This is a genomic window from Candidatus Limimorpha avicola, assembly GCF_056978975.1.
In genome coordinates, this window is record NZ_DBMCYK010000008.1 from 43,690 (window position 1) to 65,269 (window position 21,580).

A 21,580-nucleotide genomic window follows, 5' to 3' on the forward strand; every position below is an offset into this window, starting at 1 on the left:
CATATCAACAATTAAAAGAAAGACATTACAATATCTTTTATCGCGATAAAGCCGAGCACCAGGCTATATGCGACTTTCATAAATGTGCCGGCTACGAAGCCTATGAAAGAGCCTACAGCAGAACGCCAAGCCTTATGGTCGTCCACTCCGGCAATTTTCTCTCCAATATAAGCCCCTAAGAAAGGACCGCCCAACAGTCCGACAATACCGAAAGGACCAATGACTATACCTAAAAGAGGCAACACCAACACACCGATAATCAATCCTATGGTGCTGCCGCGCACCCCGGCTTTAGTACCGCCGAATTTCTTGGTGCCCCATATCGGCACCACATAATCCAGCACCGTAATGACAACACATAAAACGCCTGTTATAATCAACATTTGAGGAGTATAGCTGATTTTGTCGGTAAAATGTAATAAAATTAATGCCAAATAAGAGAGAGGAACGCCGGGAATTCCTGGCAAAATATCTCCAATAAGACCAACTATAATCAAAATTATTGATAATAAGTAAATTAGATATTCCATATTCTTAATAAAAATTAACATTGCAAATATAATAATTTATTTACAAATAAAATAAAAATACATACTTTCGTAGCAGAAACCAAAACAATAAATTTATGAAACATAGTATTATCACCATCATGGTGACAATCCTGTTGTCAGAGCATGTCATGGCATGGGATTTCACCTCGCCCGTCGGAGGCAGATGCTCCGGTATGGGTTATACCTCAGTAGCGATGTCGGATTTCTGGAGCATACACAACAATCCTGCCGGCATGGCAGAGTGGAGACACATAAGTGCGGGTTTTTATTATGAAAACAGATTCCTCATGAAAGAACTTGGCTATAAAAACGCTGCATTTCTCATTCCTCTCGACATCGGGGTCATTGGTTTAAGCGTAAGACAATTCGGATTCACTCATTATAATGAAAATAAAATAGGCATCGCCTTTGCTCGTTCATTCGGCAAATCATTGAGAATCGGCATACAGTTAGATTATCTTTTGTTTGCATTTTCCAAAGACTATAAAAAATACCATATCGCCACCTTCGAAGCAGGATTGTCATACGACATTACCGAAAAACTTTGTGTGGCGGCTTACCTGTTCAATCCTGTCTTGACAAAAATCAAATCCCTCAACAAAGACAAACTCCCGATAATAATGAGAGCCGGATTGCTATATAATCTGACAGACGATTTCAGCATGTCAACTGAGATAGAAGAAGATTTTGAAGCCAATTTCAAGTTGAGGTTCGGCATCGAATACAAGGCTTACAAGAATCTGTACCTGCGATGCGGAATACAGTCCAACCCATGGATTATATGCTTCGGAACAGGTTATTCGTTCAAAAACATTACAATAGACATCTCATCAAACATGCACTGTCAATTAGGAGTTTCCCTGCAAAGCAGCATAATTTTCAATATCAAGTCAAGGTCTTGACAATCATTTCAATAATCAAAAATCGACTTACCAAAACACCAAAATGAAATCATCATGAAAAAAATACTGACAACGATATGCGTTTTCATGCCATTGATATTATTTTCACAGGAAGAGCACGAAATAGACATTTTAATGCAACATATTCAACAAATGGCTGAATCGACGGACAGCGACAACGAAGATTATTCGGAAATTATGGAGATTTACCAATCATTATTCGACAATCCGATAAATATCAATAGTGAAGATATGGAACAACTTGTGAATTACAACATTATCAATGTTTTTCAACTACATAAAATAAAAGAATACAGAAAGAATTACGGGGACATAATGTTTTACGAAGAATTGCTTGCGATAGACAGTATAGACGACAACACAAAACGGTTATTAAAGCCGATAATTACATTTCAAAAGGAAACAGAAAACAAAACAAGATTCAAAGACATATTCATCCGCGGCAGTCATCGTTTAGTGCTACAGGCAGACCGCTGTTTCAATAAAAAGGAAGGTTATAAAAATGTTTCGGACTCAGTGTTATGCGACAAGCCCAATTCTGTATATTTAGGAAGTCCCGAAAGGCTGTTTCTCAGATATAATTTCAATTTTGTCAACAGATTGGAATTTGGTTTCGTCTTGGAGAAAGATGCAGGAGAATATTTTTTTCTTAACAAAATAAACGACAGTATAAGAAAAACGCTAGGCGACAAGGCATACAAAGGCTTCGATTTCTTCTCTTTCCACATATACCTGCATGAAACAAAATGGATAAAAGACTTTGCCGTAGGAGATTATCAACTGTCATTCGGTCAGGGGCTGACATTGGGGTCAGGGATGTCGTTCTTCGGCAGCGACAGCAATATCATGCGCAAAGGCAAAAAGATACGTGCTAGCAAATCTGCCAACGAAGGACGTTATTTCAGAGGCGTTGCAACGACAGTGTCATACAAAAACATGGATTTAAGCATTTTTTATTCTTTCAAACGTGCCGACGGCAATATCAGCATTACAGACGACAAGGGCGATGCAGAAGAAATAACAAGCATACAACAAAGCGGTCTGCACAGAACAGCAGGCGACATTCTCGACAGAAAAGCCTTCAAACAACAATTTTACGGCTTCAACCTGTCATATAAAAATGAAGATACACAAATCGGATATACAGTTCACAAGACAGACATGAGCGCAACTCTTTATCCCGATGAAAGAATATACAACATTTTCTATTTCAGAGGAAAAACCATTGTAAATCAAGGCATAGACTTTTACCATATCATGAATAAAATTGCTTTGTTCGGAGAAGTGTCACTGTACTGCAAATATTTCGCCCTGTTATCAGGTGTCACTGTACAACCGAGAAGTTATATTACTTTGACCTTACTTTACAGAAATTATGACAAACGATACAACAATCTGTATAACAATGCTTTCAGTTCATCAAGCAATACAAGGAACGAAAAAGGCTTTTATCTTGGCGGGAGTGTTTCCCTGACTCCCAAATGGAAATTATGTTTCAGTGCCGACATGTTCAACAGTGATTGGCTGAAAAACACCGCTTATTCTCCGACCTACGGCAATACATTAAACATTAAAATCGAAAACTCAATAAACGAAAAAAGCAGTTTCTTTATTCAATACAGATACAAAAAAAGAATCAAAAACACTGCCGATACGGATGTTTATCAAAGATATACAGACGAAGAACATGGCAACATGCTGCGTTTTGACATTTCATATTCCATTAAACGTTTCACTTTCAAAAACTTAATTGAATATCACTTCAAAAACTTTGACGGCGAACGAAACATGTCATATCTTATATATCAAGACATAGTTTTCCGGCCTTATAATGAAATCATGAAATTATATTTCAGATATGCCGTTTTCAACAGTTCAAAAGGAGGGTTATACATTTATGAGAACGACGTATTATATTCATTTTCCGTCAGTTCATTATACAACAAAGGAATAAGAATATATCTATGTTATAACATAAGACCATTCAAGAGATTACAGATTTTAGCCAAGTTGGGAATGACAATATACGACAATGTTGACATTATAGGTAGCGGATTGGAATCCATAGAAGGCAACAAGAAAATCGACGGCAAGTTACAGATGATTTACAAGATATGATGAAGATGACATGTAAATGTGATAGGTAACGACACTTCATAATAAAAGGCGGCGTCTCAAGCCTTCAAAGCCACACGCCGCCAATGTTTCATCATCTGTCATTGATTAAGATAAACCTGCAACAGACTGCCGTGAGAACGTTTCTTCAGTTTTTTAATGGCTTTTTCTTTTATCTGTCTCACACGTTCCCTTGTCAAGTCAAACATATAGCCAATCTCTTCCAAAGTATAACTGTGATTGGTACCTATGCCGAAATAAAGATTGACTATTTGTCTTTCTTTTTCAGACAATATCATCATGGAACGTTGAATTGCGGCACCATCAGATTCATTGGTAAGTTCCTCATCAGTAGCCACCTCATCATCGGGCACTATTGTCTCGAGGAGGGTAACATCTTCATCATCAGACAAGGTGGCATCCATTGACAATTCTTTCGAATTCATTTTCAGGATAGCCTCCACCTTATATTCCGGTATGTCGAGTTCTTCAGCTATCTCGCTGATAGTAGGTTTTCTCTGATATTTCTGTTCCAAGGCAGAAGACACTTTTTTCACTCTGCTAAGCCAGCCGGTCTGATTCAGAGGCAGACGCACCAAGCGTGACTGTTCGGCAATAGCCTGCAGAATAGACTGTCTTATCCACCACACAGCGTATGAAATGAATTTGAAACCTTTTGTCTCATCGAAACGTTTTGCAGCCTTGATAAGACCGACATTACCTTCATTTATCAAATCCGACAATCCGAGTCCCTGATTCTGGTATTGTTTAGCCACTGAAACCACGAAGCGCAAGTTGGCACGCACCAAACGGTCGGCAGCCTCCTGATCGCCATTTCTTATCCTTTGAGCAAGGAGGACCTCCTCATCCGGTGTCACCATTTCTTCTTTGGCGATATCGGCAAGATATTTGTCCAATGCTCCTTGTTCACGATTTGTTATTGACTTTGATATCTTTAATTGTCTCATTATAATTCACTTTCTTATTTTGATAACAAAAATTTATGAAAATGGTTTTATCTAAATTAACATTTACGAAAAACCTTTAAAGCGCAAATGCCGTTCTTGTTATCATGTCGATGTCTGTGTCATGCCATGGGCAAAGCGTATATTCAACAATTGCCTTGCCCATGGGATATAAAAACCACAGAAACCATAATTTATTATCTATAAAACTCGAATGTCGTTCTCCAACTTCCGTCAATATTGACGCCTTCCACACGTGTCTTGCCATTCTTACTGAGTTTCAATGCCTTGTCAAGGTCTTCAGCATTGCTTACTTTCATATTATTCACCGACAATATGATAAAGTTTTCATCCACACCTCTCATCTTGAAAACGCTATCTTTAACATCGACAATTTTAAGTCCATAATTCACACCGAGTTCAGCCTTCAGATAATCCGGAATAGGCTGTACAGTAACACCCAATTCCTTGTTATAAAATGATTCGCTTGCCTTTGTCATCTCTTCTGTTCCGAATTTGTTTTTAAGCACCACACTGATAATCTCGGTATTCTTGCCACGTTTCACTTTCAAAGACACCTTATCTCCCGGACGATACTGACCTATGACGCCAACAAGTTGAGGATGAGAATCCACAGTAATATCATTGACACTCAATATGACATCACCTTTTTTCAATCCCGCCTCCTGAGCGCCGCTGCCATCTTCCACATTCATGACATAAACACCCGACAACACATCAAGGTTCTCTTCTTCAGCAAGTTCCTGTGTTATCTCAGCCACAGCAACACCGATATAAGCACGTTGTAACGAGCCATACTGTAAGAAATCTTCCACCACCTTACGTACAATATTAGACGGTATGGCAAAAGAATATCCCTCATAACTACCTGTACGCGAAGCTATTGCCGCATTGATACCAATAAGGTTGCCGTCAATATCCACCAAAGCGCCACCACTGTTTCCAGGATTTATGGCTGCATCGGTCTGAATAAACGACTCTATCGTACTGCCGTCACCAAGAATATTGATATTACGTGCCTTAGCACTGACAATGCCGGCAGTCACCGTAGAAGTGAGATTGAAAGGATTACCGACAGCCAGCACCCATTCGCCCACATGCACATCGTCAGAATTGCCAAAGGTAAGATATTCAAGTCCTTCTGCCTCAACCTTAATCAAAGCCAGATCTGTGCTCGGGTCTTTACCAATAACGACCGCCTCTCTCTTATGTTTGTCGTTGAATGTCACCTCTATTTTACTAGCACCATCGACGACATGGTTGTTTGTGACGATATAACCGTCAGGCGACAATACGACACCGGAGCCATAACCTACAGATACATTGTCCGGCACCTCAATACGTCCTCCGTAAAGCTGTTCCAAAAGAGGTCCGAAGAAATCATAATAACTGTTGCCCTTACGTACTATCTCTGTACGTATATGCACTACTGTATTGACGGTCCTTTCCGCTGCCTTGACGAAATTGTTGTCAGTAGCAGCAGGCGAATATTTCACTTTATGAAACTGAGGTGTCAGTATATCTTCAGCCGTCGATTGTCCTGACACAGCGACATTGGAGACGACAGTTTTTTCAGTATTGTCTTCTTTGAGATAAATTCGCGCTACCAAAACCGACAATGCAATCACTGCCGCACCCAAAACCCCGATTAAAAAATTTACTCTTTTCATTGTTATAAAAATTAGTTAGTTTATTGTTGTTTCTTAAATATAACATAACATCGGTATATCTTATTATACAACGACCTCAATTTTTTCATCATGTTTTTTGCAAAAAATTGGTTTTATGTTTTATTTCGATGTATCTTTACATCAAATTTCTTGCCAAATTATATAAACATTATGCAAAATTCTATTTAATGGAAAATATTGATTATAAATATCTTGCATTCAGCAAATTTCATGGTGCAGGGAACGATTTCATCATGGTAAACTGTTTAAAAAAACATTTTCTCATGACAGAAAGTCAGATTTGCCTGTTATGTGACAGACGCACCGGCATCGGCGCCGATGGACTGATATTATTATTGCCTTCATCAGAACATGACTTTAAAATGACATATTACAACAGCGACGGCAGAGAAGGCAGTTTCTGCGGCAACGGCGGCCGTTGCATTACCGCTTTTGCCAACAACTGCGGAATACAATGCCATACACATACTTTCGAGGCTGTTGACGGAATACATCATTATAATGTAAAAAAAATGTCGGAAAAAGAGTTTATGGCATCAATAAGCATGAAAGATGTCGATTCATATAAATCAGATGACAACACTCTAATTGTTGACACCGGTTCTCCGCATTATGTAACAATGGTGCACGACCTGAAAAACTTCGATGTCTTCAACGAAGGTGCAAAAATACGTTACGACAAAAACATCTCTACTGACGGTGTCAATGTCGATTTCATGGAAGTCATTGACAATAAATACAATATCAGGACATACGAACGTGGTGTGGAAAATGAAACATTGGCATGTGGCACCGGAACGACAGCTGCTGCCATAGCCGCATCTTTGTGGTTCGGAGGCAACGATATAGATATCAACACCGTACTGTGCAAACTTAATGTCAAATTCAAACGTGAAGGTGATAAATTCAAAGATATCGTATTGACAGGTCCTGCAACTTTTGTTTTCGACGGATTTTATATCTTTGCAAACTAAAATACATCAAAATGTCTGAAAACAACCCTTTTGTCAATATAAGAGCTGCTGAACCGAACGACGCCGATACCATCTATGCGTGGGAAAACAATACCGAGATATGGAGAGTAAGCGAGACCTACACTCCTTATTCCTTGTTTCAGATAGAACAGTTTTTAATGAACAACAATGACCTGTTCTCGATGAAACAACTGCGGCTGATGATCGACAACAAAGATGGAACAAGCATTGGTTGCATAGATATTTACGACTATGACCCGGTCAACTCAAGAGCCGGAATAGGCATTCTGATACAGAAAAAATATCGAAAACAAGGTTATGCACTTTCTGCTTTGAAAAAGATTATCAATTACTGTTTTAATATCTTAATACTTAAACAATTGTATATTCTGACAAGTATTGACAATATCGACAGCATTAATCTTTTCGAGACTTTGGGTTTTAAAAAATGTGGTCATAGAAAAGAATGGATAAAGACTCCTGAAGGTTTTATAGATGAGATAGAATATCAATATATTAACAAAAATTACAAATGACTGAGTTTAAAATAAACAGAAAATCGAAAAAAATAAAAAACAAAAAAATATGTCTGATTGTCATGTCATTTAATATAGTTTTGCTGACAATCGCCATTCTGATATTGTTCAGGTTATACAGAATACTGATGATGTCCAACATTTTTACCAACGGCAAAGAAGAGATATCTCTTTATATTCCTACAAATGCCGATTTCTCCACAGTAAAGGACAGTCTTTATTCCAAAGATCTGATTATACATAAAAATGATTTTGAATGGTATGCAAAAAAAAGAAACTATTGTCAGTATGTGAAACCAGGACATTATGTCTTGTCTGACGGCATGACTACCCACGAATTGATTAATATGTTGAATCTCGGACATCAGACACCGGTACAGGTGGTTTTCAACAATATCAGGACCAAAGAACAATTTGCAGCAAGAATAAGCGAGCAGATTGAGGCAGACTCTTCATCAATAATAGAGGCTGCATTACATGACGAAGAATTGATATCACGAGGTTTTAACGACAACAACATTGCATGTCTTTTCATACCAAATACATACGAATTTTACTGGAATACCGATGCGACAGAGTTTATCGACCGTATGAAAACAGAATACGACATCTTTTGGAACAACGAGCGCCTGAAGAAAGCTGAAAATCTCGACCTCACTCCCATTGAAGTGAGCATACTGGCTTCCATAGTTGACAAAGAGACACTCAAAATTGAGGAGATGCCACGCATAGCGGGAGTATATCTTAACAGATTGAAAAGAAACTGGGCATTGCAGGCAGACCCCACTCTGGTTTTTGCCGTTGGAGATTTCAGCATAACACGTGTACTCGACGTGCATAAAAAAGTGGAATCTCCATACAACACCTATAAATACAGAGGATTGCCGCCGGGTCCTATCTGCATACCTTCAATATCAGCCATAGACGCAGTACTTAATGCGGAAAATCATAAATATCTGTATTTCTGTGCCAAAGAAGATTTATCGGGATACCACAACTTTGCTAAAACCATCTCGGAACATAACAGAAATGCAGAAAAATACAGAAAAGCACTTGACAACAGAAAAATTTGGAAATGAATTGTTTTAAAGCATACGACATAAGAGGAGTTTGGGGCAAAGACCTGAACGAAGAGACAGTTTACAGGATAGGTTATTTCCTGCCTGACATAGTTGGGTTCAATAATATTCTTGTCGGACAGGACATCAGGCTGTCGTCTGACACTGTCATGTACAACCTTGCGAAAGGACTCAATGACAGAGGCGTTTCTGTCGATTTCGTAGGATTGTCAACAACACCATTAATATATTGGACTACTGCCAAGATGGGATACCATGCTTCTGTAATGATTACGGCATCGCACAACCCTTCCAATCATAACGGATTGAAGATAAGCGGATTAAATGCCACACCAATTGGATATGATTCGGGACTCGACAAATTGGAGAGTTTGGTGGAATCAGATAAAATCACCACTATAGCTGAAAAACGCGGAATCATCAACAAGATAGACATTTACGAACAATATATCAACTTTCTCAGCCAATACAAAGTCGATATTTCAAATTTGAAAATAGCCGTCGATTGCAGTAACGGCATGTCATCATTATTCATAAAACAACTGCTTGGCGACACTCCTGTATATATCAATGACAAACCTGACGGAAGGTTTCCGGGACATGAGCCCAATCCTCTCGAAGCGGAAAATCGCAAACAACTGACCGGCACTGTTGTGTCACACGCTTGCGATATCGGACTTCTTTTCGATGGCGATGCCGACCGTATTACTTTCATAGACGAAAAAGGCAGTTTTGTCTCTCCTGACCTTATCATTGCCCTTTTAGGACATTATTTTCTCGAAGAAAAAAAACAGAAAGGCATTGTACTGCAAGACATCAGGTCATCGCGTGCCGTACAGGAATACCTGAAAAGATTCAACGCAGAAGTCGTGACATGGAAAGTAGGAAGAGCATACGCAGCCTTGAAACTCAGAGAATTGGATGGCTGCTATGGAGGCGAATTAGCCGGTCATTACTATTTCAGAGACTTCTATTATTCCGATTCCGGAATAATGGCTGCCTTGATAGTATTACGCATATTGTTGAGATTCAAAGAAAAAGGAATGACAATGTCGGAGTTAACAAGCAATATCTCAGACTATTTCAATACCGGAGAAATCAACTTCAAAATCGAAAACAAGAAAGATGCAATGGAAGATGTAAAGAATTATTTCTTTGCAAAAAAACAACCTGTTAAGTTTTATGATTTCGACGGTTACAGACTTGACTATGAAAACTTCTGGTTCAGTATCAGACCTTCTAACACCGAGCCTTATCTGAGATTCATTGCGGAAGCCAAAAGTCAAAATCTTTTGGACGACATATTGAATAATGTTAAAGCAATTATTGAACATTATGAATAAAAAATGTTTCAAATCAATAATTTACGCAACAATTATCCTCACTGTTTTCTGCAGAATCAGTTGTCAGGCACAGGAGACTTTGATAAAAATACCTTCTAACGAAGAGAAAAAAACGAAGAGAAATATTGCAATAGTTTTAGGTTCGGAGGCGGTAGCATTGACAGCATCCATGACAGGCTTATATTATCTTTGGTATGCAGACTATGAACAAGAGCCTTTTCATTTCTACAATGACAACGGGGAATGGTTGCAGATGGACAAATACGGGCATGCTTTTTCCACATACACTGTCGGATTGTATGGATATGAACTGCTCAAAGCAGTAGGCATGAAAGAAACTCCTGCCATAATATGCGGCGGCTCGTTGGGTTTTGTGTTTCTCGGCATAGTGGAAGTATTCGACGGAATGTCCTCCGGCTGGGGCTTCTCATGGGGAGACATGGCAGCCAACACCTTCGGAACGGCATTGTTCATGTCACAACAACTACTTTGGCATGAACAAAAAATCACAATGAAATATTCGTTCCATCAAACTAAATATTCACAATATCGTCCGGATTTGCTAGGAAGTAACATAATAGAAAATTCAATAAAAGATTACAACGGTATGACGATATGGTTGTCATTCAATATTAAATCGTTGATACTCAAAAAAGACAGCAAATTCCCCTCCTGGATCAATGTTGCAATAGGTCTTGGAGCCGACGGAATGACAGGAGCTTTTGAAAATGTATCATCGCACAACGGAATACCTGTACCTGAATATCAACGATGCCGACAATTCTATATTTCACCGGATATCGACCTGACACGTATCCCAACAAACAATAAATTTTTAAAAACCACGTTAAAAATCTTGAATTTCATCAAAATTCCGTTACCTGCATTGGAATACAACTCCAACGGCAATTTTGTATGGCATTGGATTTATTTTTAATTATTAAATATATGAAATTTTACAAATTTTTGTCAGTATTCGCTGTAGCAGCATTATTATCATTGCAAAGTTGTGGTCCCAATCCCGAAAAATCGCGTTTGTATTTGGACAAAGGCATAGATTATCTTTATCATTCACAATTTGAAGAGTCTATAGTATCGTTAGACAAAGCAATAGAATACGACCCCAACAATTATGAAGCTTATTATTACAGAGGTTGTGCCAAGGAAAACAACTTCATGAGGGAAGAAGCTCTTGCCGACTTCATGAAATCCATTGAGATAAAACCGGACTACTATCAACCTTATTTTAACATAGGCTTGATGTACAGACGAATAAACGACATGGACATGGCATGTTATTATTTCAAAAAGGCTGAAGAACTCGGTCGTCCCAACATGGTAGATTATACGAAACACTGCAAATAATGTCAGAAGACAGCATAACGACAATCATCTGGGATTGGAACGGCACTCTGTTAGACGATATCAACACCAGTATTGACTCCATAAACATACTGTTGAGAGACAGAAGTTTGCCGGAGTTGACAATAGAAAAATACCGAGACATCTTCGATTTTCCCGTGAGAAAGTATTACGAGAAATCCGGCTTTGATTTTAAGAACGAGCCTTTTGAAGGTCCTGCCATGCAATTTATCAATCTGTACAAATCGAGACAGAACGAAGTAAATCTGTTTCCGGATGTTAAACCCACATTGTCATATCTGCAAGAGAAAGGCTACAGACAAATCATTTTGTCTGCCATGGAAGACAGCCTCCTGAAAAAGATGGTGAAAGACTTTGGCATCAACGAATATTTCGACAGCATTTACGGTATAAAAGACGACTTTGCCAAAGAAAAAGTCTCCATAGGCAAAAAGATGATCGAAGAACTTTGTATAGAACCAAAACAATGCCTTATGATAGGCGACACACTCCATGATGCAGAAGTATCGGAAGAATGCGGGTTCAGGTGTATCTTATTCAGCCAGGGACATATCTCAAAACAGAGATTGGAAAAGACTGCATTACCAATAATAGACAAAATAGAGGAATTGAAAAGAATCTTGTAACAACGATGTTATAGCATTTTTAATGTATCTCTTTTTCTTATACACAGAAACACTCTGAAAAAACGAAGTTGTTTATTACGGACAGATTCTACAGATATGATGACAGTCTGTCTTTGAGACAGGGTTTTTATTCCAATTCCACTTCTTTCAAGGCAGGGTCGTCATAATTCTCGATATGGTGTACATCTACCGAAACGACATTGCCTTCTGCATCGTATGTCTTCCATTCGCCCACCTTTTCTCCCTCAGTGTACATTCCTTCAAACTTCGGCACGCCATTAGGATAATACGAAACAAAAGCACCGTCGAGGAATCCGTTTTTATAACATGCCTTCATCATTGGCACGCCATTGTCATAATATTTATTATAAAAACCATGTTTAACGCCATTCCGGTAGTTAACTTCTTCTATCACCATGCCGTTGGAATAAGCCAATGACTTACCGTTTTGCAGTCCGTTCAAATAATTCTCCTCGAGTATCAAAGAACCGTCCTTTTCAGAAAAGAAACGCCACAGACCATCTTTCCTCTTATTCTTGTAATTACCTTGAGCCACCACAACACCTGAATCAGAATACATAACACTCTCTGCGACACTGCCATCGGAAGAATAATTATTTCTCACCTTAACGGCACCGGACTCATTATAATAGACAAACTCACCGATAGGAAAATCATCTTTGAACTGTCCTTCAAATCTCACTTTTCCATTATCAAAATATTCAATCCATTTTCCCTGCCTAGGTCCTTGTTTATCAATATTATTATATTTCTGCCCCATAACATTGATACAAGAAAACGTCAAAAAAACAGACAAAATAATTATTTTCAAGCCATCAGTTTTCATCATCAAATATTTTATGCAAAGATACTATGCTTTTGTAAAATAACGTATTTTTGCAGAAAAATTATCCAATGGCAGAATACTCCTCGATTTTATTGGAAAAAGCTGTTGAAGAACTGTCGAAATTGCCCGGCATAGGACGAAAAACGGCATTGCGATTAGCGATACATCTGCTCAACGAAGATGTCTCCGTTTCGGAGATGCTGGCAAAATCCATCATCGACATGAGAAGCAACATTGTATTATGTAAAAGATGCCACAACATCAGCGACGAAGAGATATGTTCCATCTGTTCCAACACGAGACGTGACAACAGCATTTTGTGTGTCGTGGCAGACATGCGCGATGTCATGGCAATAGAAAGAACCAACTCATTCAACGGAATATATCATGTTTTGGGAGGTATCATCAACCCAGTGGAAGGCATAAGTCCTTCTGACTTGAAAATAGAAGAACTGATAGAACGGACTCACAATGAAGAGATAAAAGAGATTATTCTTGCATTGCCTGCCACTATCGAAGGCGACACCACCAATTTCTATATATATAGGATGTTGAAAGATTTCAAAGGAGAGATTACTGTAATTGCCAAAGGCATCTCTGTAGGCGACGCTTTGGAATATGCCGATGAGATAACATTAGGAAGGTCGATAATGAATCGTTTGCCTTTCGACAGCAAATAATCTCAAATATTCTTGACTTCATCTTCATCAAACAGTTCCAACTGTTTTTCAGACAGATACAACTCATCCGGCACCTCATAAGTATAACAGGAAGTAAAACGTTCAATACTTCTCTTGATAAGTTTTACAGGTGTAGTCTTACGCGCCCTGCAATAATTAAGAAGCGAATTATACTGATTGAATGTCAATTTAAAAGCCACCTTGTAAAACTTGTTCTTCCGGTGGCTTTTTCTTTTATAATGTATCTTCATTTAAATGTTTTTATCATGCAAATATACAAAATTTACATATAAAACAAAAACATTAAATGATTTTATTTACCTCTTCCAACATCATTGAAGCAAAACGGTCTGCATCAGCCTCTGTCTTACCCTCGGAATATACCCTTATTATAGGCTCTGTATTTGATTTGCGAAGATGTACCCAGCCATCGGCAAAGTCAATTTTAACTCCGTCAATTGTAGTGACACGTTCATCGGAGAACTTCTCTGCCATTGCCGACAAAATAGCATCCACATCGGTCTCAGGTGTCAGTTGAATCTTGTTTTTCGACATATAATATTGCGGGAAATGTGTCTTCAATTCAGAGCAGGAACATTGTTTCTCACATAGATATGTTAGGAAAAGCCCTACGCCTACAAGAGCATCTCTGCCATAATGCAGTTCCGGATAAATTACGCCACCATTACCCTCGCCTCCTATCACTGCATGAACCTCTTTCATCTTCTCCACCACATTGACTTCTCCCACGGCAGAAGCATAATAATCGCCTCCGGCATTTTTAGTGATATCACTCAAAGCTCGGGTAGATGACAAATTTGAAACGGTATTGCCTTTAACATTATCAAGTATATACGACGCCACTGTCACGAGTGTGTATTCTTCGCCGTACATCTCTCCTTTTTCATCGATGAAAGCAAGACGGTCAACATCCGGGTCAACGACGATACCAATATCGGCACCAAGCTTTCTCACCATGTCGCACGTCTCCACAAGATTGACAGCAAGCGGTTCCGGATTATGAGCGAAGACACCGCTCACCTCTTCATTAAGAACTGTCACATCCTTGACACCAAGTTTTTCCAACAACATAGGTAATGCAATGCCACCTGTAGAATTAACCCCATCGACGACTACCTTAAGATTTCTTTTGGCGATGACCTCTTTCTTCACGAGAGGAAGACTGCACACCATCTCTACATGACGTTCCATCCAACCTTCACTGTAAGAATATGTACCTATCTCATCTATTGGTGCGAACTCAAGATCCATGTTATCAGCCATATCAAGCAGCCACTTGCCATCTTCCGAAGAGATGAATTCACCTTTATTATTGAGAAGTTTGAGAGCATTCCATTCCTTGGGGTTATGACTTGCTGTCAATATCACACCTCCATCGGCTTTCATCTCGGTGACGGCTATCTCCGTTGTAGGAGTAGTACTCAAACCTATATCGATGACATCGACACCCATGGCTTGTAAGGTTCCGCAAACCAACTGGTTAACCATAAAACCTGATATACGTCCGTCGCGTCCTACCACAATACGCGGACGTTTCACACCATTACGACGTATAAGACAAACAAAAGCAGACGTTAGCTTCACAATATCTACAGGAGTCAGGCCTGTATCGGGTTTTCCTCCTATAGTACCACGAAAACCCGAGATTGATTTTATTAATGGCATAGTATTATTTTTTTTGGCAAAATTATAAAATAATTAGTATCTTTGCAAAAAAAATATGAGATGGATTCTGACAAGAATAATTTATGGGATGAAGACAGCCAATATATTCAAGATTTGGTTAACAGATTCGAAGACATGCTTAAAAACAACAAATTCTCATATTTTGACATAGATGAACTTAATTGCCTGATAGAATATTATATTGATAATGACGACGTTAAAAAAGTCAATATCATTGCCGATTTTGCCGCTGACATCTATTCAGACGACCCAATAATACAACTTATAAAAGCAAAAAAATGCTATGCCAACAATGATGTCAAAGGTGCACTAAGACTACTCAACGACCCAACATTGGATAAGGACAATGCTGATTATCTGATAACATTAGGTGCATGTTATTCTGATTTGGGTAATAACGAGAAAGCCATATCGGCATATAAAAAAGCCTTGTATTATTTCGAACCTGATGAGCGTTATGAGGTACAAAGTCTTATCGCATGTGAATATCACAACACAGGCAACATAGAAAAAGCACTGCAATATTATCTGAAAGCTGTGAAAAACGACCCTTATCCGGAAGATCAATTTTTCGACATCAGAAACTGTTACCTCGAACTTGGAAAAGAAAATGACGCCATAGATTTTTTTACGGAACAAATTGACAAGAATCCATATTCTGTTGAGGCATGGTGTGCCTTAGCCTTATGCCATTCAAAAAAGCAAGAGTTCGAGAAAATGACAGAGTGTTTTGAATACGCTCTCGCTATAGACAGCCATTGTACCAACACATACAATGACATGGCTGCCATTTATAACTTCAATTCCATGTTCGGAAACACAATAGATACTGTAAATGAAGCTGTCAACAATGGAATTGAGACACCTCAACTATATTGCATGATGGCAGAAGCACAAAATAAATCCGGTCTTGTTGAAGATGCAATGAAGAGTTTTGAAAAAGCATTCTCCATCGATCCTTCCTTTAGTGCCGCTTACGCCGGCAAAGGTTTCATTCTCATAAGAAAAAGCAATCTCAAAGAAGCATATCTATATCTTAAAACGGCTCATAACCTCGAACCTGACAACACCATATTTCTTTTTACCATCATAGATTTACTCATTCAACTTAATGACTCTAAACATCTTATTAAATATCTCATAAAAGCGGAACAAATAGCCCCTTACAATGATGTCATTTTTGCAATCATGATGGAGTATTATCTTAACAGAGATGATTATGAGGAAAGTTTTAATGCCGTATCAAGAGGTATTATCTCTAATCCGGACAGCGGACTGCTGCACTACAGAATGGCAATATTATATCTTATACAAAGAGAAGACAATATCGGAATGATGTATCTTGAAAAAGCCCTGCAACTCGATTTTGAAGGACATGTCAACTTCCTGGAGTTTCTCGACAACATCAAAATGGATAACAAACAAATGATATATGACCTGATAGAAGAATACAAAATTAAAAATAATAAACAAAACAACTATGAATCAATTTTTTAGTAACTTACTTAAAGGAATAGGCATTGGTACAGCAAATGTAATTCCGGGGGTTTCAGGTGGCACCATTGCCCTCCTAACCGGTATTTTTGAACGTCTGATAGACTCGTTGAAATCATTCAATCTCACTGCAATAAAACTGCTTTTCAGCGGCAAATTCAAAGAATTTGCAAAATATACCGATCTGATATTTTTATGCTCTGTAGGCTGCGGCGTATTGATAGCCATATTGTCTGTTGCCCGTATTTTCGATTATCTTTTCGAACATCATCCTATTTATCTTTGGTCATTCTTCTTCGGATTAATATTGACATCTATCTATTACGTAGGTATCACCATTGAAAAATGGGACTGGAAGGTCGTTCTCTCTTTTATCATAGGCACAGCAATAGCATTGTTCATCGCATTTGGCAAGCCGGCAAAGGAAAATGACAACCTTATATATCTGTTGATATGCGGAGTCGTTGCCACATGCAGCATGATTCTGCCGGGTTTGTCAGGTTCATTCGTTCTCGTCCTTATGGGTAATTATCAGCTCATCATGATCGACGCTGTCAATGACTTGAATCTTAAAATATTGATTCCCGTAATAATAGGCGGAGTCGTCGGGCTCATAGCTTTCTCTCATGTCTTGTCATGGATTTTCAAGAAATACAGAAACATCACCATAGCACTTCTGACAGGATTCATATTAGGTTCCATGCCTATTATATGGCCATGGAAAAATACTGTCATCACAATAGTCGACAATGAAGAAATCACCACGGGATACGATTATTTCCTTCCTGAAATGAATATTCAATTCGCCATTGCTCTCGTAATAATACTAATAGGCGCAAGTATCATAGTGCTTACTGAAAAAATAGCTAAAAAACAATAACAGCAATCATCATGTCGCATTTGCGTTTCGGATTAGTAGGGCATCCATTGGAACATTCCTTTTCCAGAAATTTCTTCTCACAAAAATTCGAAAAGGAAGGTCTCGACTGCTCATTTTTCAACTTCGACACCGTCTGTCTTGAAGAATGGTATGATTTTGTCATGAGAAATAAAGATATCAAAGGATTTACAGTGACATATCCATTCAAACACGACATAATGCAATATCTTGACAATCTCGATGCGAGTGCTTCTTCCGTTGGAGCCGTCAATGTAATACGTCGCTATGAAGATGACACTCTGTCCGGATTCAACACCGATGTCATTGGTTTCGAGACTCTCATGACTGAAGCTATAAAAGGGAAAAACATAAACCATGCCTTAATACTTGGCAGCGGAGGTGCTTCCAAAGCTGTGCAATATGTACTGAAAAAATATAGTATCTCGTTTGCTGTTGTGAGCAGAGACAGAAAGAATGGAGACATGTCATACAACGAACTGATGCTGAATGGGTTTGATAATTATTGTCTCATAATACAGGCAACACCTGTCGGCATGTTTCCTGACGTCGGCAACACCTTGCCATTGCCTTATCACAGCATAAAAAACAACGATGTTTTCATAGATTTGATATACAATCCTGAGAAGACCGTCTTCCTCAGCGAAGCTGAAAAACGCGGTGCCTCAATACATAACGGTTTAAAAATGTTATATTCCCAAGCCGAGTCTGCGTGGGAAATTTGGACAAGATAAAGAATACCTAAATGACAGAAACTACATATTTTTGCAATCAGATAGCAGCAGAATTCGGTGTCAGCCAAAAAGTGGCTTACAACGTGATAACTTTGCTTAATGAAGGTGCCACAATACCTTTCATAGCCCGTTACCGCAAGGAAATGACCAATACCATGGATGAAAAGACCATTGCTGACATCAACAAACGTATCAAACAACTTGCAGAACTCGATAAACGCAAAGAGTTTGTACTGAAATCAATAGCAGAACAGGAAAAACTGACACCGGAACTCGAAGAACAGATAAAAAATGCCTCTACCATGCAAGATTTGGAAGATATCTATCTTCCATACAAACCGAAACGGCGTACCAAAGCGGAAATAGCACGTCAGAAAGGGCTGGAACCTCTCGCAAAACTCATCATGTCACAACATAGCGATGACGTGGATGGCATGGCAAAAAGATTCGTCAACAAAGAAAAAAATGTAGATAGCATTGAAGATGCCATAAAAGGTGCATGCGACATCATGGCGGAATGGGTGTCGGAAAACATCAACGGAAGAAATGCCATACGCAAAATGTACCACAAAGACGGCCTCATCTGTTCTACCGTAATAAAAGGCAAGGAAGAAGATGCAAAAACATATCTTCAGTATTTCGACTGGAAGGAACCTGTGGACAAAGCTCCCTCGCACCGTATCCTCGCTTTGTTCAGGGCTGAAGAGGAAGGTTTTTTGAAAGTTAAACTCAATGTCAACAAAGACGATGTATTGCAAGCACTCGACAATATCTTCGTAAAAGCCGACAATGCCTCTACAGATCTCGTACAGGATGCCATCGACGATGCCTGGGCTCGGCTGTTGGAGCCGTCATTAGAGACAGAAATGCGTGCATATTATAAAGAAAAAGCTGATGAGACTGCTGTAAAAGTCTTCGCCGAGAACCTGAGACAACTATTGCTTGCCGCACCTCTCGGACAAAAAAGAGTACTTGCCTTGGACCCCGGATTCAGGACCGGATGTAAAGTCGTGATACTTAACGAATTTGGCACATTGATACATAACGAGACCATTTATCCTCATCCGCCGCAGAACGACAGGAAACAGGCAGCTGCCAAGATACGCTATCTTGTAAGTGCCTATAAAATTGATGTCATTGCCATAGGTAACGGCACTGCCGGACGCGAGACGGAAGATTTCATCAAGAGTATTGCTTTCGACCGAAAGATTACTGCCGTGATGGTCAACGAAAGCGGAGCTTCGGTATATTCCGCCTCACAAATAGCACGCGACGAGTTCCCGGACTATGATATCACTGTACGTGGTGCTGTGAGTATCGGAAGAAGATTGATGGACCCATTGGCTGAACTTGTCAAGATAGACCCTAAATCCATAGGCGTAGGACAGTATCAACACGACGTGAACCAAAAACTTCTCGGAGAAGAACTCAACAACGTCGTTGAGAGTTGCGTCAATGCCGTAGGTGTAGAACTCAACACGGCAAGCGAACAACTTCTATCCTATGTCAGCGGCGTAGGACCCCAGATTGCCAATAACATAGTGAAATACCGCAACAAAAACGGCGGATTCAAAAGCAGACGTCAACTTCTTGAGGTGCCACGTCTCGGCAACAAGGCTTACGAACAATGCGCCGGCTTTTTGCGCATTCACAACGCGGAACAGCCTCTCGATGCAAGCGCCGTGCACCCGGAAAGCTACCATATTGTGGAGAAAATGGCTGACAAACTTAATGTCAAAGTGAAAGAACTTATTGGCAACAAAGAACTTATTGGCAAGATAAGACCCAAAGACTTCATAGAAGCAGACTTCGGAATAGAAACAATAAACGATATAATAGCCGAACTCGAGAAACCGGGACGCGACCCTCGCAAAACTTTCGAGACACTCGAGTTCGACAATAATATCAGAACGATAAACGACTTGAAACAAGGCATGCAACTTTATGGCATAGTGACAAACATCACCGCTTTCGGCGCTTTCGTAGATATTGGTGTACATCAAGACGGACTTGTTCATATCAGTCAGATGTCAGACAAATATATCACAGACCCCAATGAAGTGGTGAAACTCAATCAAAAAGTTAGAGTGACAGTGACAGATGTGGATATACCACGAAAAAGGATAAGTCTTAGTATGAAATAACCTCTGTTTCATCATGTTTTTCTCTTTTGATACACTAATTATTTCTGTCTGACGTTTAATACAAAAAGGTTATTATGACTAAAAGGTTATTGTTTATATTGTCTGTTTTGATTTTTCTGATTGCAAGCCATAACACTAATGCACAGATTATCAAGGGAGAAGCCTTTCTCGGACTCAACATGTCGCAAGTTGATGGCGACGAAGTGGTCGGATTCAAAAAATTCGGCTTTTACGGCGGACTCGGAGCCATAGTACCTATATACAAGAAGAACAATTTCACTTTTGAAGGATGTATTGAAGTGGTTTTCAATCAGAAAGGGTCTCATCAAAGACAACAGTATATCGACAATGGAGACGGCAAGACCGGAGAATACGACTTGTTCATGAACTATGCAGAAGTACCTGTCATGCTGTATTTCACGGATAAACAGGTAACATCTTTCGGTTTGGGATTCTCTTACGGACGACTTGTTGGTCTTAGAGAATATGAACATGGAGTGAGAACCAACGTCACAGTCAATTCAGGAGAATACAACCCCAATGACTACAGTATCTTGGCGGAAGTAAAATTAAGACTATACGAACGTCTTAAATTAGGCGTGCGCTATCAGTATTCATTGGCAAAAATAAGAACAAGAGACTTTACATATATTGACGACTCCTATACATGGACAAGAGACCAGTATAACAACTTGTTTACTGTCAGACTGATATGGGTGTTTAATGAAAATCGCGACGAGTTTTTCAGAGAAGAATACCGTTTCGACGGAGACCCTAAATTCCATAGGAAAGCCATAGAACGCAAACTCAAGAAGTTAAGAAAAAAAGAAGCGAGAGAAGAAAGAAGAGAAAATATGAACAATTGATAT

21 protein-coding genes are annotated in these 21,580 nt (G+C 39.2%); 15 read left to right on the top strand and 6 right to left on the bottom strand.

Translation table 11 applies throughout. The annotated features are described in order from the left end of the window. Positions 1–11: 11 nt before the first annotated feature. A complete protein-coding gene (locus ACZOVS_RS05305; RefSeq protein ID WP_483996192.1) occupies positions 12–497 on the bottom strand; it encodes a DUF456 domain-containing protein in 486 nt (161 codons plus the stop codon). Positions 498–625: 128 nt separating this feature from the next. Between ACZOVS_RS05305 and ACZOVS_RS05310 the strand changes: the two genes are divergently transcribed. Beyond that, on the top strand, positions 626–1,453 hold the full coding sequence (locus tag ACZOVS_RS05310) for a hypothetical protein (RefSeq protein ID WP_483996193.1): 828 nt from the start codon (positions 626–628) through the stop codon (positions 1,451–1,453). Positions 1,454–1,507: 54 nt separating this feature from the next. Next, positions 1,508–3,592 carry a ComEA family DNA-binding protein gene (locus ACZOVS_RS05315; RefSeq protein WP_483996194.1) on the top strand — a complete coding sequence of 695 codons (2,085 nt, stop codon included), beginning with the start codon at positions 1,508–1,510 and terminating at the stop codon, positions 3,590–3,592. A 98-nt stretch (positions 3,593–3,690) separates the two neighbouring features. On the opposite strand, the gene ACZOVS_RS05320 is transcribed toward ACZOVS_RS05315, so the two are convergent. Further along, positions 3,691–4,557 carry a sigma-70 family RNA polymerase sigma factor gene (locus tag ACZOVS_RS05320; RefSeq protein WP_483996195.1) on the bottom strand — a complete coding sequence of 289 codons (867 nt, stop codon included), beginning with the start codon at positions 4,555–4,557 and terminating at the stop codon, positions 3,691–3,693. 194 nt (positions 4,558–4,751) lie between these two features. Continuing rightward, positions 4,752–6,245 carry a trypsin-like peptidase domain-containing protein gene (locus tag ACZOVS_RS05325; protein WP_483996196.1) on the bottom strand — a complete coding sequence of 498 codons (1,494 nt, stop codon included), beginning with the start codon at positions 6,243–6,245 and terminating at the stop codon, positions 4,752–4,754. 188 nt (positions 6,246–6,433) lie between these two features. On the opposite strand from ACZOVS_RS05325, the gene dapF reads away from it, so the two are divergent. From dapF to ACZOVS_RS05360, 7 genes are read left to right on the top strand one after another with little or no spacing between them, the layout of a single operon-like run. Then, complete coding sequence (dapF, locus tag ACZOVS_RS05330; protein WP_483996197.1) at positions 6,434–7,240, top strand: diaminopimelate epimerase; 807 nt, start codon at positions 6,434–6,436, stop codon at positions 7,238–7,240. An 11-nt stretch (positions 7,241–7,251) separates the two neighbouring features. After that, on the top strand, positions 7,252–7,776 hold the full coding sequence (locus ACZOVS_RS05335; protein ID WP_483996198.1) for a GNAT family N-acetyltransferase: 525 nt from the start codon (positions 7,252–7,254) through the stop codon (positions 7,774–7,776). Next, complete coding sequence (gene mltG / locus ACZOVS_RS05340; RefSeq protein ID WP_483996199.1) at positions 7,773–8,855, top strand: endolytic transglycosylase MltG; 1,083 nt, start codon at positions 7,773–7,775, stop codon at positions 8,853–8,855. Before ACZOVS_RS05335 ends, mltG begins: the two co-directional genes overlap by 4 nt. Continuing rightward, complete coding sequence (locus tag ACZOVS_RS05345; RefSeq protein ID WP_483996200.1) at positions 8,852–10,198, top strand: phosphomannomutase/phosphoglucomutase; 1,347 nt, start codon at positions 8,852–8,854, stop codon at positions 10,196–10,198. The genes mltG and ACZOVS_RS05345 overlap by 4 nt, the downstream gene beginning before the upstream one ends. Then, complete coding sequence (locus ACZOVS_RS05350; RefSeq protein WP_483996201.1) at positions 10,191–11,135, top strand: DUF2279 domain-containing protein; 945 nt, start codon at positions 10,191–10,193, stop codon at positions 11,133–11,135. The genes ACZOVS_RS05345 and ACZOVS_RS05350 overlap by 8 nt, the downstream gene beginning before the upstream one ends. Before the next feature lie 11 nt (positions 11,136–11,146). Continuing rightward, positions 11,147–11,563 carry a tetratricopeptide repeat protein gene (locus ACZOVS_RS05355; protein ID WP_483996202.1) on the top strand — a complete coding sequence of 139 codons (417 nt, stop codon included), beginning with the start codon at positions 11,147–11,149 and terminating at the stop codon, positions 11,561–11,563. Beyond that, a complete protein-coding gene (locus ACZOVS_RS05360; protein WP_483996203.1) occupies positions 11,563–12,207 on the top strand; it encodes an HAD family hydrolase in 645 nt (214 codons plus the stop codon). The genes ACZOVS_RS05355 and ACZOVS_RS05360 overlap by 1 nt, the downstream gene beginning before the upstream one ends. Before the next feature lie 127 nt (positions 12,208–12,334). Here the strand turns inward: ACZOVS_RS05360 and ACZOVS_RS05365 are convergent, their stop codons facing one another. After that, positions 12,335–13,057 carry a toxin-antitoxin system YwqK family antitoxin gene (locus tag ACZOVS_RS05365; RefSeq protein ID WP_483996204.1) on the bottom strand — a complete coding sequence of 241 codons (723 nt, stop codon included), beginning with the start codon at positions 13,055–13,057 and terminating at the stop codon, positions 12,335–12,337. 65 nt (positions 13,058–13,122) lie between these two features. Here ACZOVS_RS05365 and recR point away from each other — a divergent pair, with 65 nt between their 5' ends. Next, positions 13,123–13,734, top strand: coding sequence for a recombination mediator RecR (gene recR, locus ACZOVS_RS05370; protein ID WP_483996205.1), 612 nt, complete (start codon positions 13,123–13,125; stop codon positions 13,732–13,734). A 2-nt stretch (positions 13,735–13,736) separates the two neighbouring features. On the opposite strand, the gene ACZOVS_RS05375 is transcribed toward recR, so the two are convergent. Both ACZOVS_RS05375 and glmM read right to left on the bottom strand, forming a co-directional pair. After that, positions 13,737–13,985 (bottom strand): hypothetical protein, encoded by a 249-nt coding sequence (locus ACZOVS_RS05375; RefSeq protein WP_483996206.1) that lies wholly within the window; start codon positions 13,983–13,985, stop codon positions 13,737–13,739. Between the two features lie 52 nt (positions 13,986–14,037). Further along, positions 14,038–15,420, bottom strand: a complete 1,383-nt coding sequence (gene glmM, locus ACZOVS_RS05380) for a phosphoglucosamine mutase (protein ID WP_483996207.1) — start codon at positions 15,418–15,420, stop codon at positions 14,038–14,040. A 60-nt stretch (positions 15,421–15,480) separates the two neighbouring features. Between glmM and ACZOVS_RS05385 the strand changes: the two genes are divergently transcribed. The 5 genes from ACZOVS_RS05385 (at position 15,481) to ACZOVS_RS05405 (ending at position 21,577) form a co-directional block, all read left to right on the top strand. Then, the gene (locus ACZOVS_RS05385; RefSeq protein WP_483996208.1) at positions 15,481–16,938 is read left to right on the top strand and encodes a tetratricopeptide repeat protein; all 1,458 of its coding nucleotides are present in this window, start codon (positions 15,481–15,483) and stop codon (positions 16,936–16,938) included. Further along, positions 16,922–17,815, top strand: coding sequence for a DUF368 domain-containing protein (locus ACZOVS_RS05390; protein WP_483996209.1), 894 nt, complete (start codon positions 16,922–16,924; stop codon positions 17,813–17,815). Before ACZOVS_RS05385 ends, ACZOVS_RS05390 begins: the two co-directional genes overlap by 17 nt. Before the next feature lie 11 nt (positions 17,816–17,826). Further along, entirely contained in the window at positions 17,827–18,567 is a 741-nt protein-coding gene (locus ACZOVS_RS05395) for a shikimate dehydrogenase family protein (RefSeq protein ID WP_483996210.1), read from the top strand. An 11-nt stretch (positions 18,568–18,578) separates the two neighbouring features. Then, the gene (locus ACZOVS_RS05400) at positions 18,579–20,711 is read left to right on the top strand and encodes a Tex family protein (RefSeq protein WP_483996211.1); all 2,133 of its coding nucleotides are present in this window, start codon (positions 18,579–18,581) and stop codon (positions 20,709–20,711) included. A 74-nt stretch (positions 20,712–20,785) separates the two neighbouring features. Continuing rightward, complete coding sequence (locus ACZOVS_RS05405) at positions 20,786–21,577, top strand: outer membrane beta-barrel protein (RefSeq protein ID WP_483996212.1); 792 nt, start codon at positions 20,786–20,788, stop codon at positions 21,575–21,577. The last annotated feature ends 3 nt before the right edge of the window (positions 21,578–21,580 follow it).

What these genes read in the sequence shown, in the direction of transcription:
- ACZOVS_RS05325 (WP_483996196.1), bottom strand. Translation starts at nt 6,245, where the DNA reads ATGAAAAGAGTAAATTTTTTAATCGGGGTTTTGGGTGCGGCAGTGATT.
- mltG (WP_483996199.1), top strand. Translation starts at nt 7,773, where the DNA reads ATGACTGAGTTTAAAATAAACAGAAAATCGAAAAAAATAAAAAACAAA.
- ACZOVS_RS05395 (WP_483996210.1), top strand. Translation starts at nt 17,827, where the DNA reads ATGTCGCATTTGCGTTTCGGATTAGTAGGGCATCCATTGGAACATTCC.
- ACZOVS_RS05390 (WP_483996209.1), top strand. Translation starts at nt 16,922, where the DNA reads ATGAATCAATTTTTTAGTAACTTACTTAAAGGAATAGGCATTGGTACA.
- ACZOVS_RS05345 (WP_483996200.1), top strand. Translation starts at nt 8,852, where the DNA reads ATGAATTGTTTTAAAGCATACGACATAAGAGGAGTTTGGGGCAAAGAC.
- ACZOVS_RS05320 (WP_483996195.1), bottom strand. Translation starts at nt 4,557, where the DNA reads ATGAGACAATTAAAGATATCAAAGTCAATAACAAATCGTGAACAAGGA.
- ACZOVS_RS05310 (WP_483996193.1), top strand. Translation starts at nt 626, where the DNA reads ATGAAACATAGTATTATCACCATCATGGTGACAATCCTGTTGTCAGAG.
- ACZOVS_RS05360 (WP_483996203.1), top strand. Translation starts at nt 11,563, where the DNA reads ATGTCAGAAGACAGCATAACGACAATCATCTGGGATTGGAACGGCACT.
- recR (WP_483996205.1), top strand. Translation starts at nt 13,123, where the DNA reads ATGGCAGAATACTCCTCGATTTTATTGGAAAAAGCTGTTGAAGAACTG.
- ACZOVS_RS05365 (WP_483996204.1), bottom strand. Translation starts at nt 13,057, where the DNA reads ATGATGAAAACTGATGGCTTGAAAATAATTATTTTGTCTGTTTTTTTG.
- ACZOVS_RS05375 (WP_483996206.1), bottom strand. Translation starts at nt 13,985, where the DNA reads ATGAAGATACATTATAAAAGAAAAAGCCACCGGAAGAACAAGTTTTAC.
- ACZOVS_RS05315 (WP_483996194.1), top strand. Translation starts at nt 1,508, where the DNA reads ATGAAAAAAATACTGACAACGATATGCGTTTTCATGCCATTGATATTA.
- ACZOVS_RS05385 (WP_483996208.1), top strand. Translation starts at nt 15,481, where the DNA reads ATGGATTCTGACAAGAATAATTTATGGGATGAAGACAGCCAATATATT.
- ACZOVS_RS05400 (WP_483996211.1), top strand. Translation starts at nt 18,579, where the DNA reads ATGACAGAAACTACATATTTTTGCAATCAGATAGCAGCAGAATTCGGT.
- ACZOVS_RS05350 (WP_483996201.1), top strand. Translation starts at nt 10,191, where the DNA reads ATGAATAAAAAATGTTTCAAATCAATAATTTACGCAACAATTATCCTC.
- ACZOVS_RS05405 (WP_483996212.1), top strand. Translation starts at nt 20,786, where the DNA reads ATGACTAAAAGGTTATTGTTTATATTGTCTGTTTTGATTTTTCTGATT.
- ACZOVS_RS05335 (WP_483996198.1), top strand. Translation starts at nt 7,252, where the DNA reads ATGTCTGAAAACAACCCTTTTGTCAATATAAGAGCTGCTGAACCGAAC.
- glmM (WP_483996207.1), bottom strand. Translation starts at nt 15,420, where the DNA reads ATGCCATTAATAAAATCAATCTCGGGTTTTCGTGGTACTATAGGAGGA.
- dapF (WP_483996197.1), top strand. Translation starts at nt 6,434, where the DNA reads ATGGAAAATATTGATTATAAATATCTTGCATTCAGCAAATTTCATGGT.
- ACZOVS_RS05355 (WP_483996202.1), top strand. Translation starts at nt 11,147, where the DNA reads ATGAAATTTTACAAATTTTTGTCAGTATTCGCTGTAGCAGCATTATTA.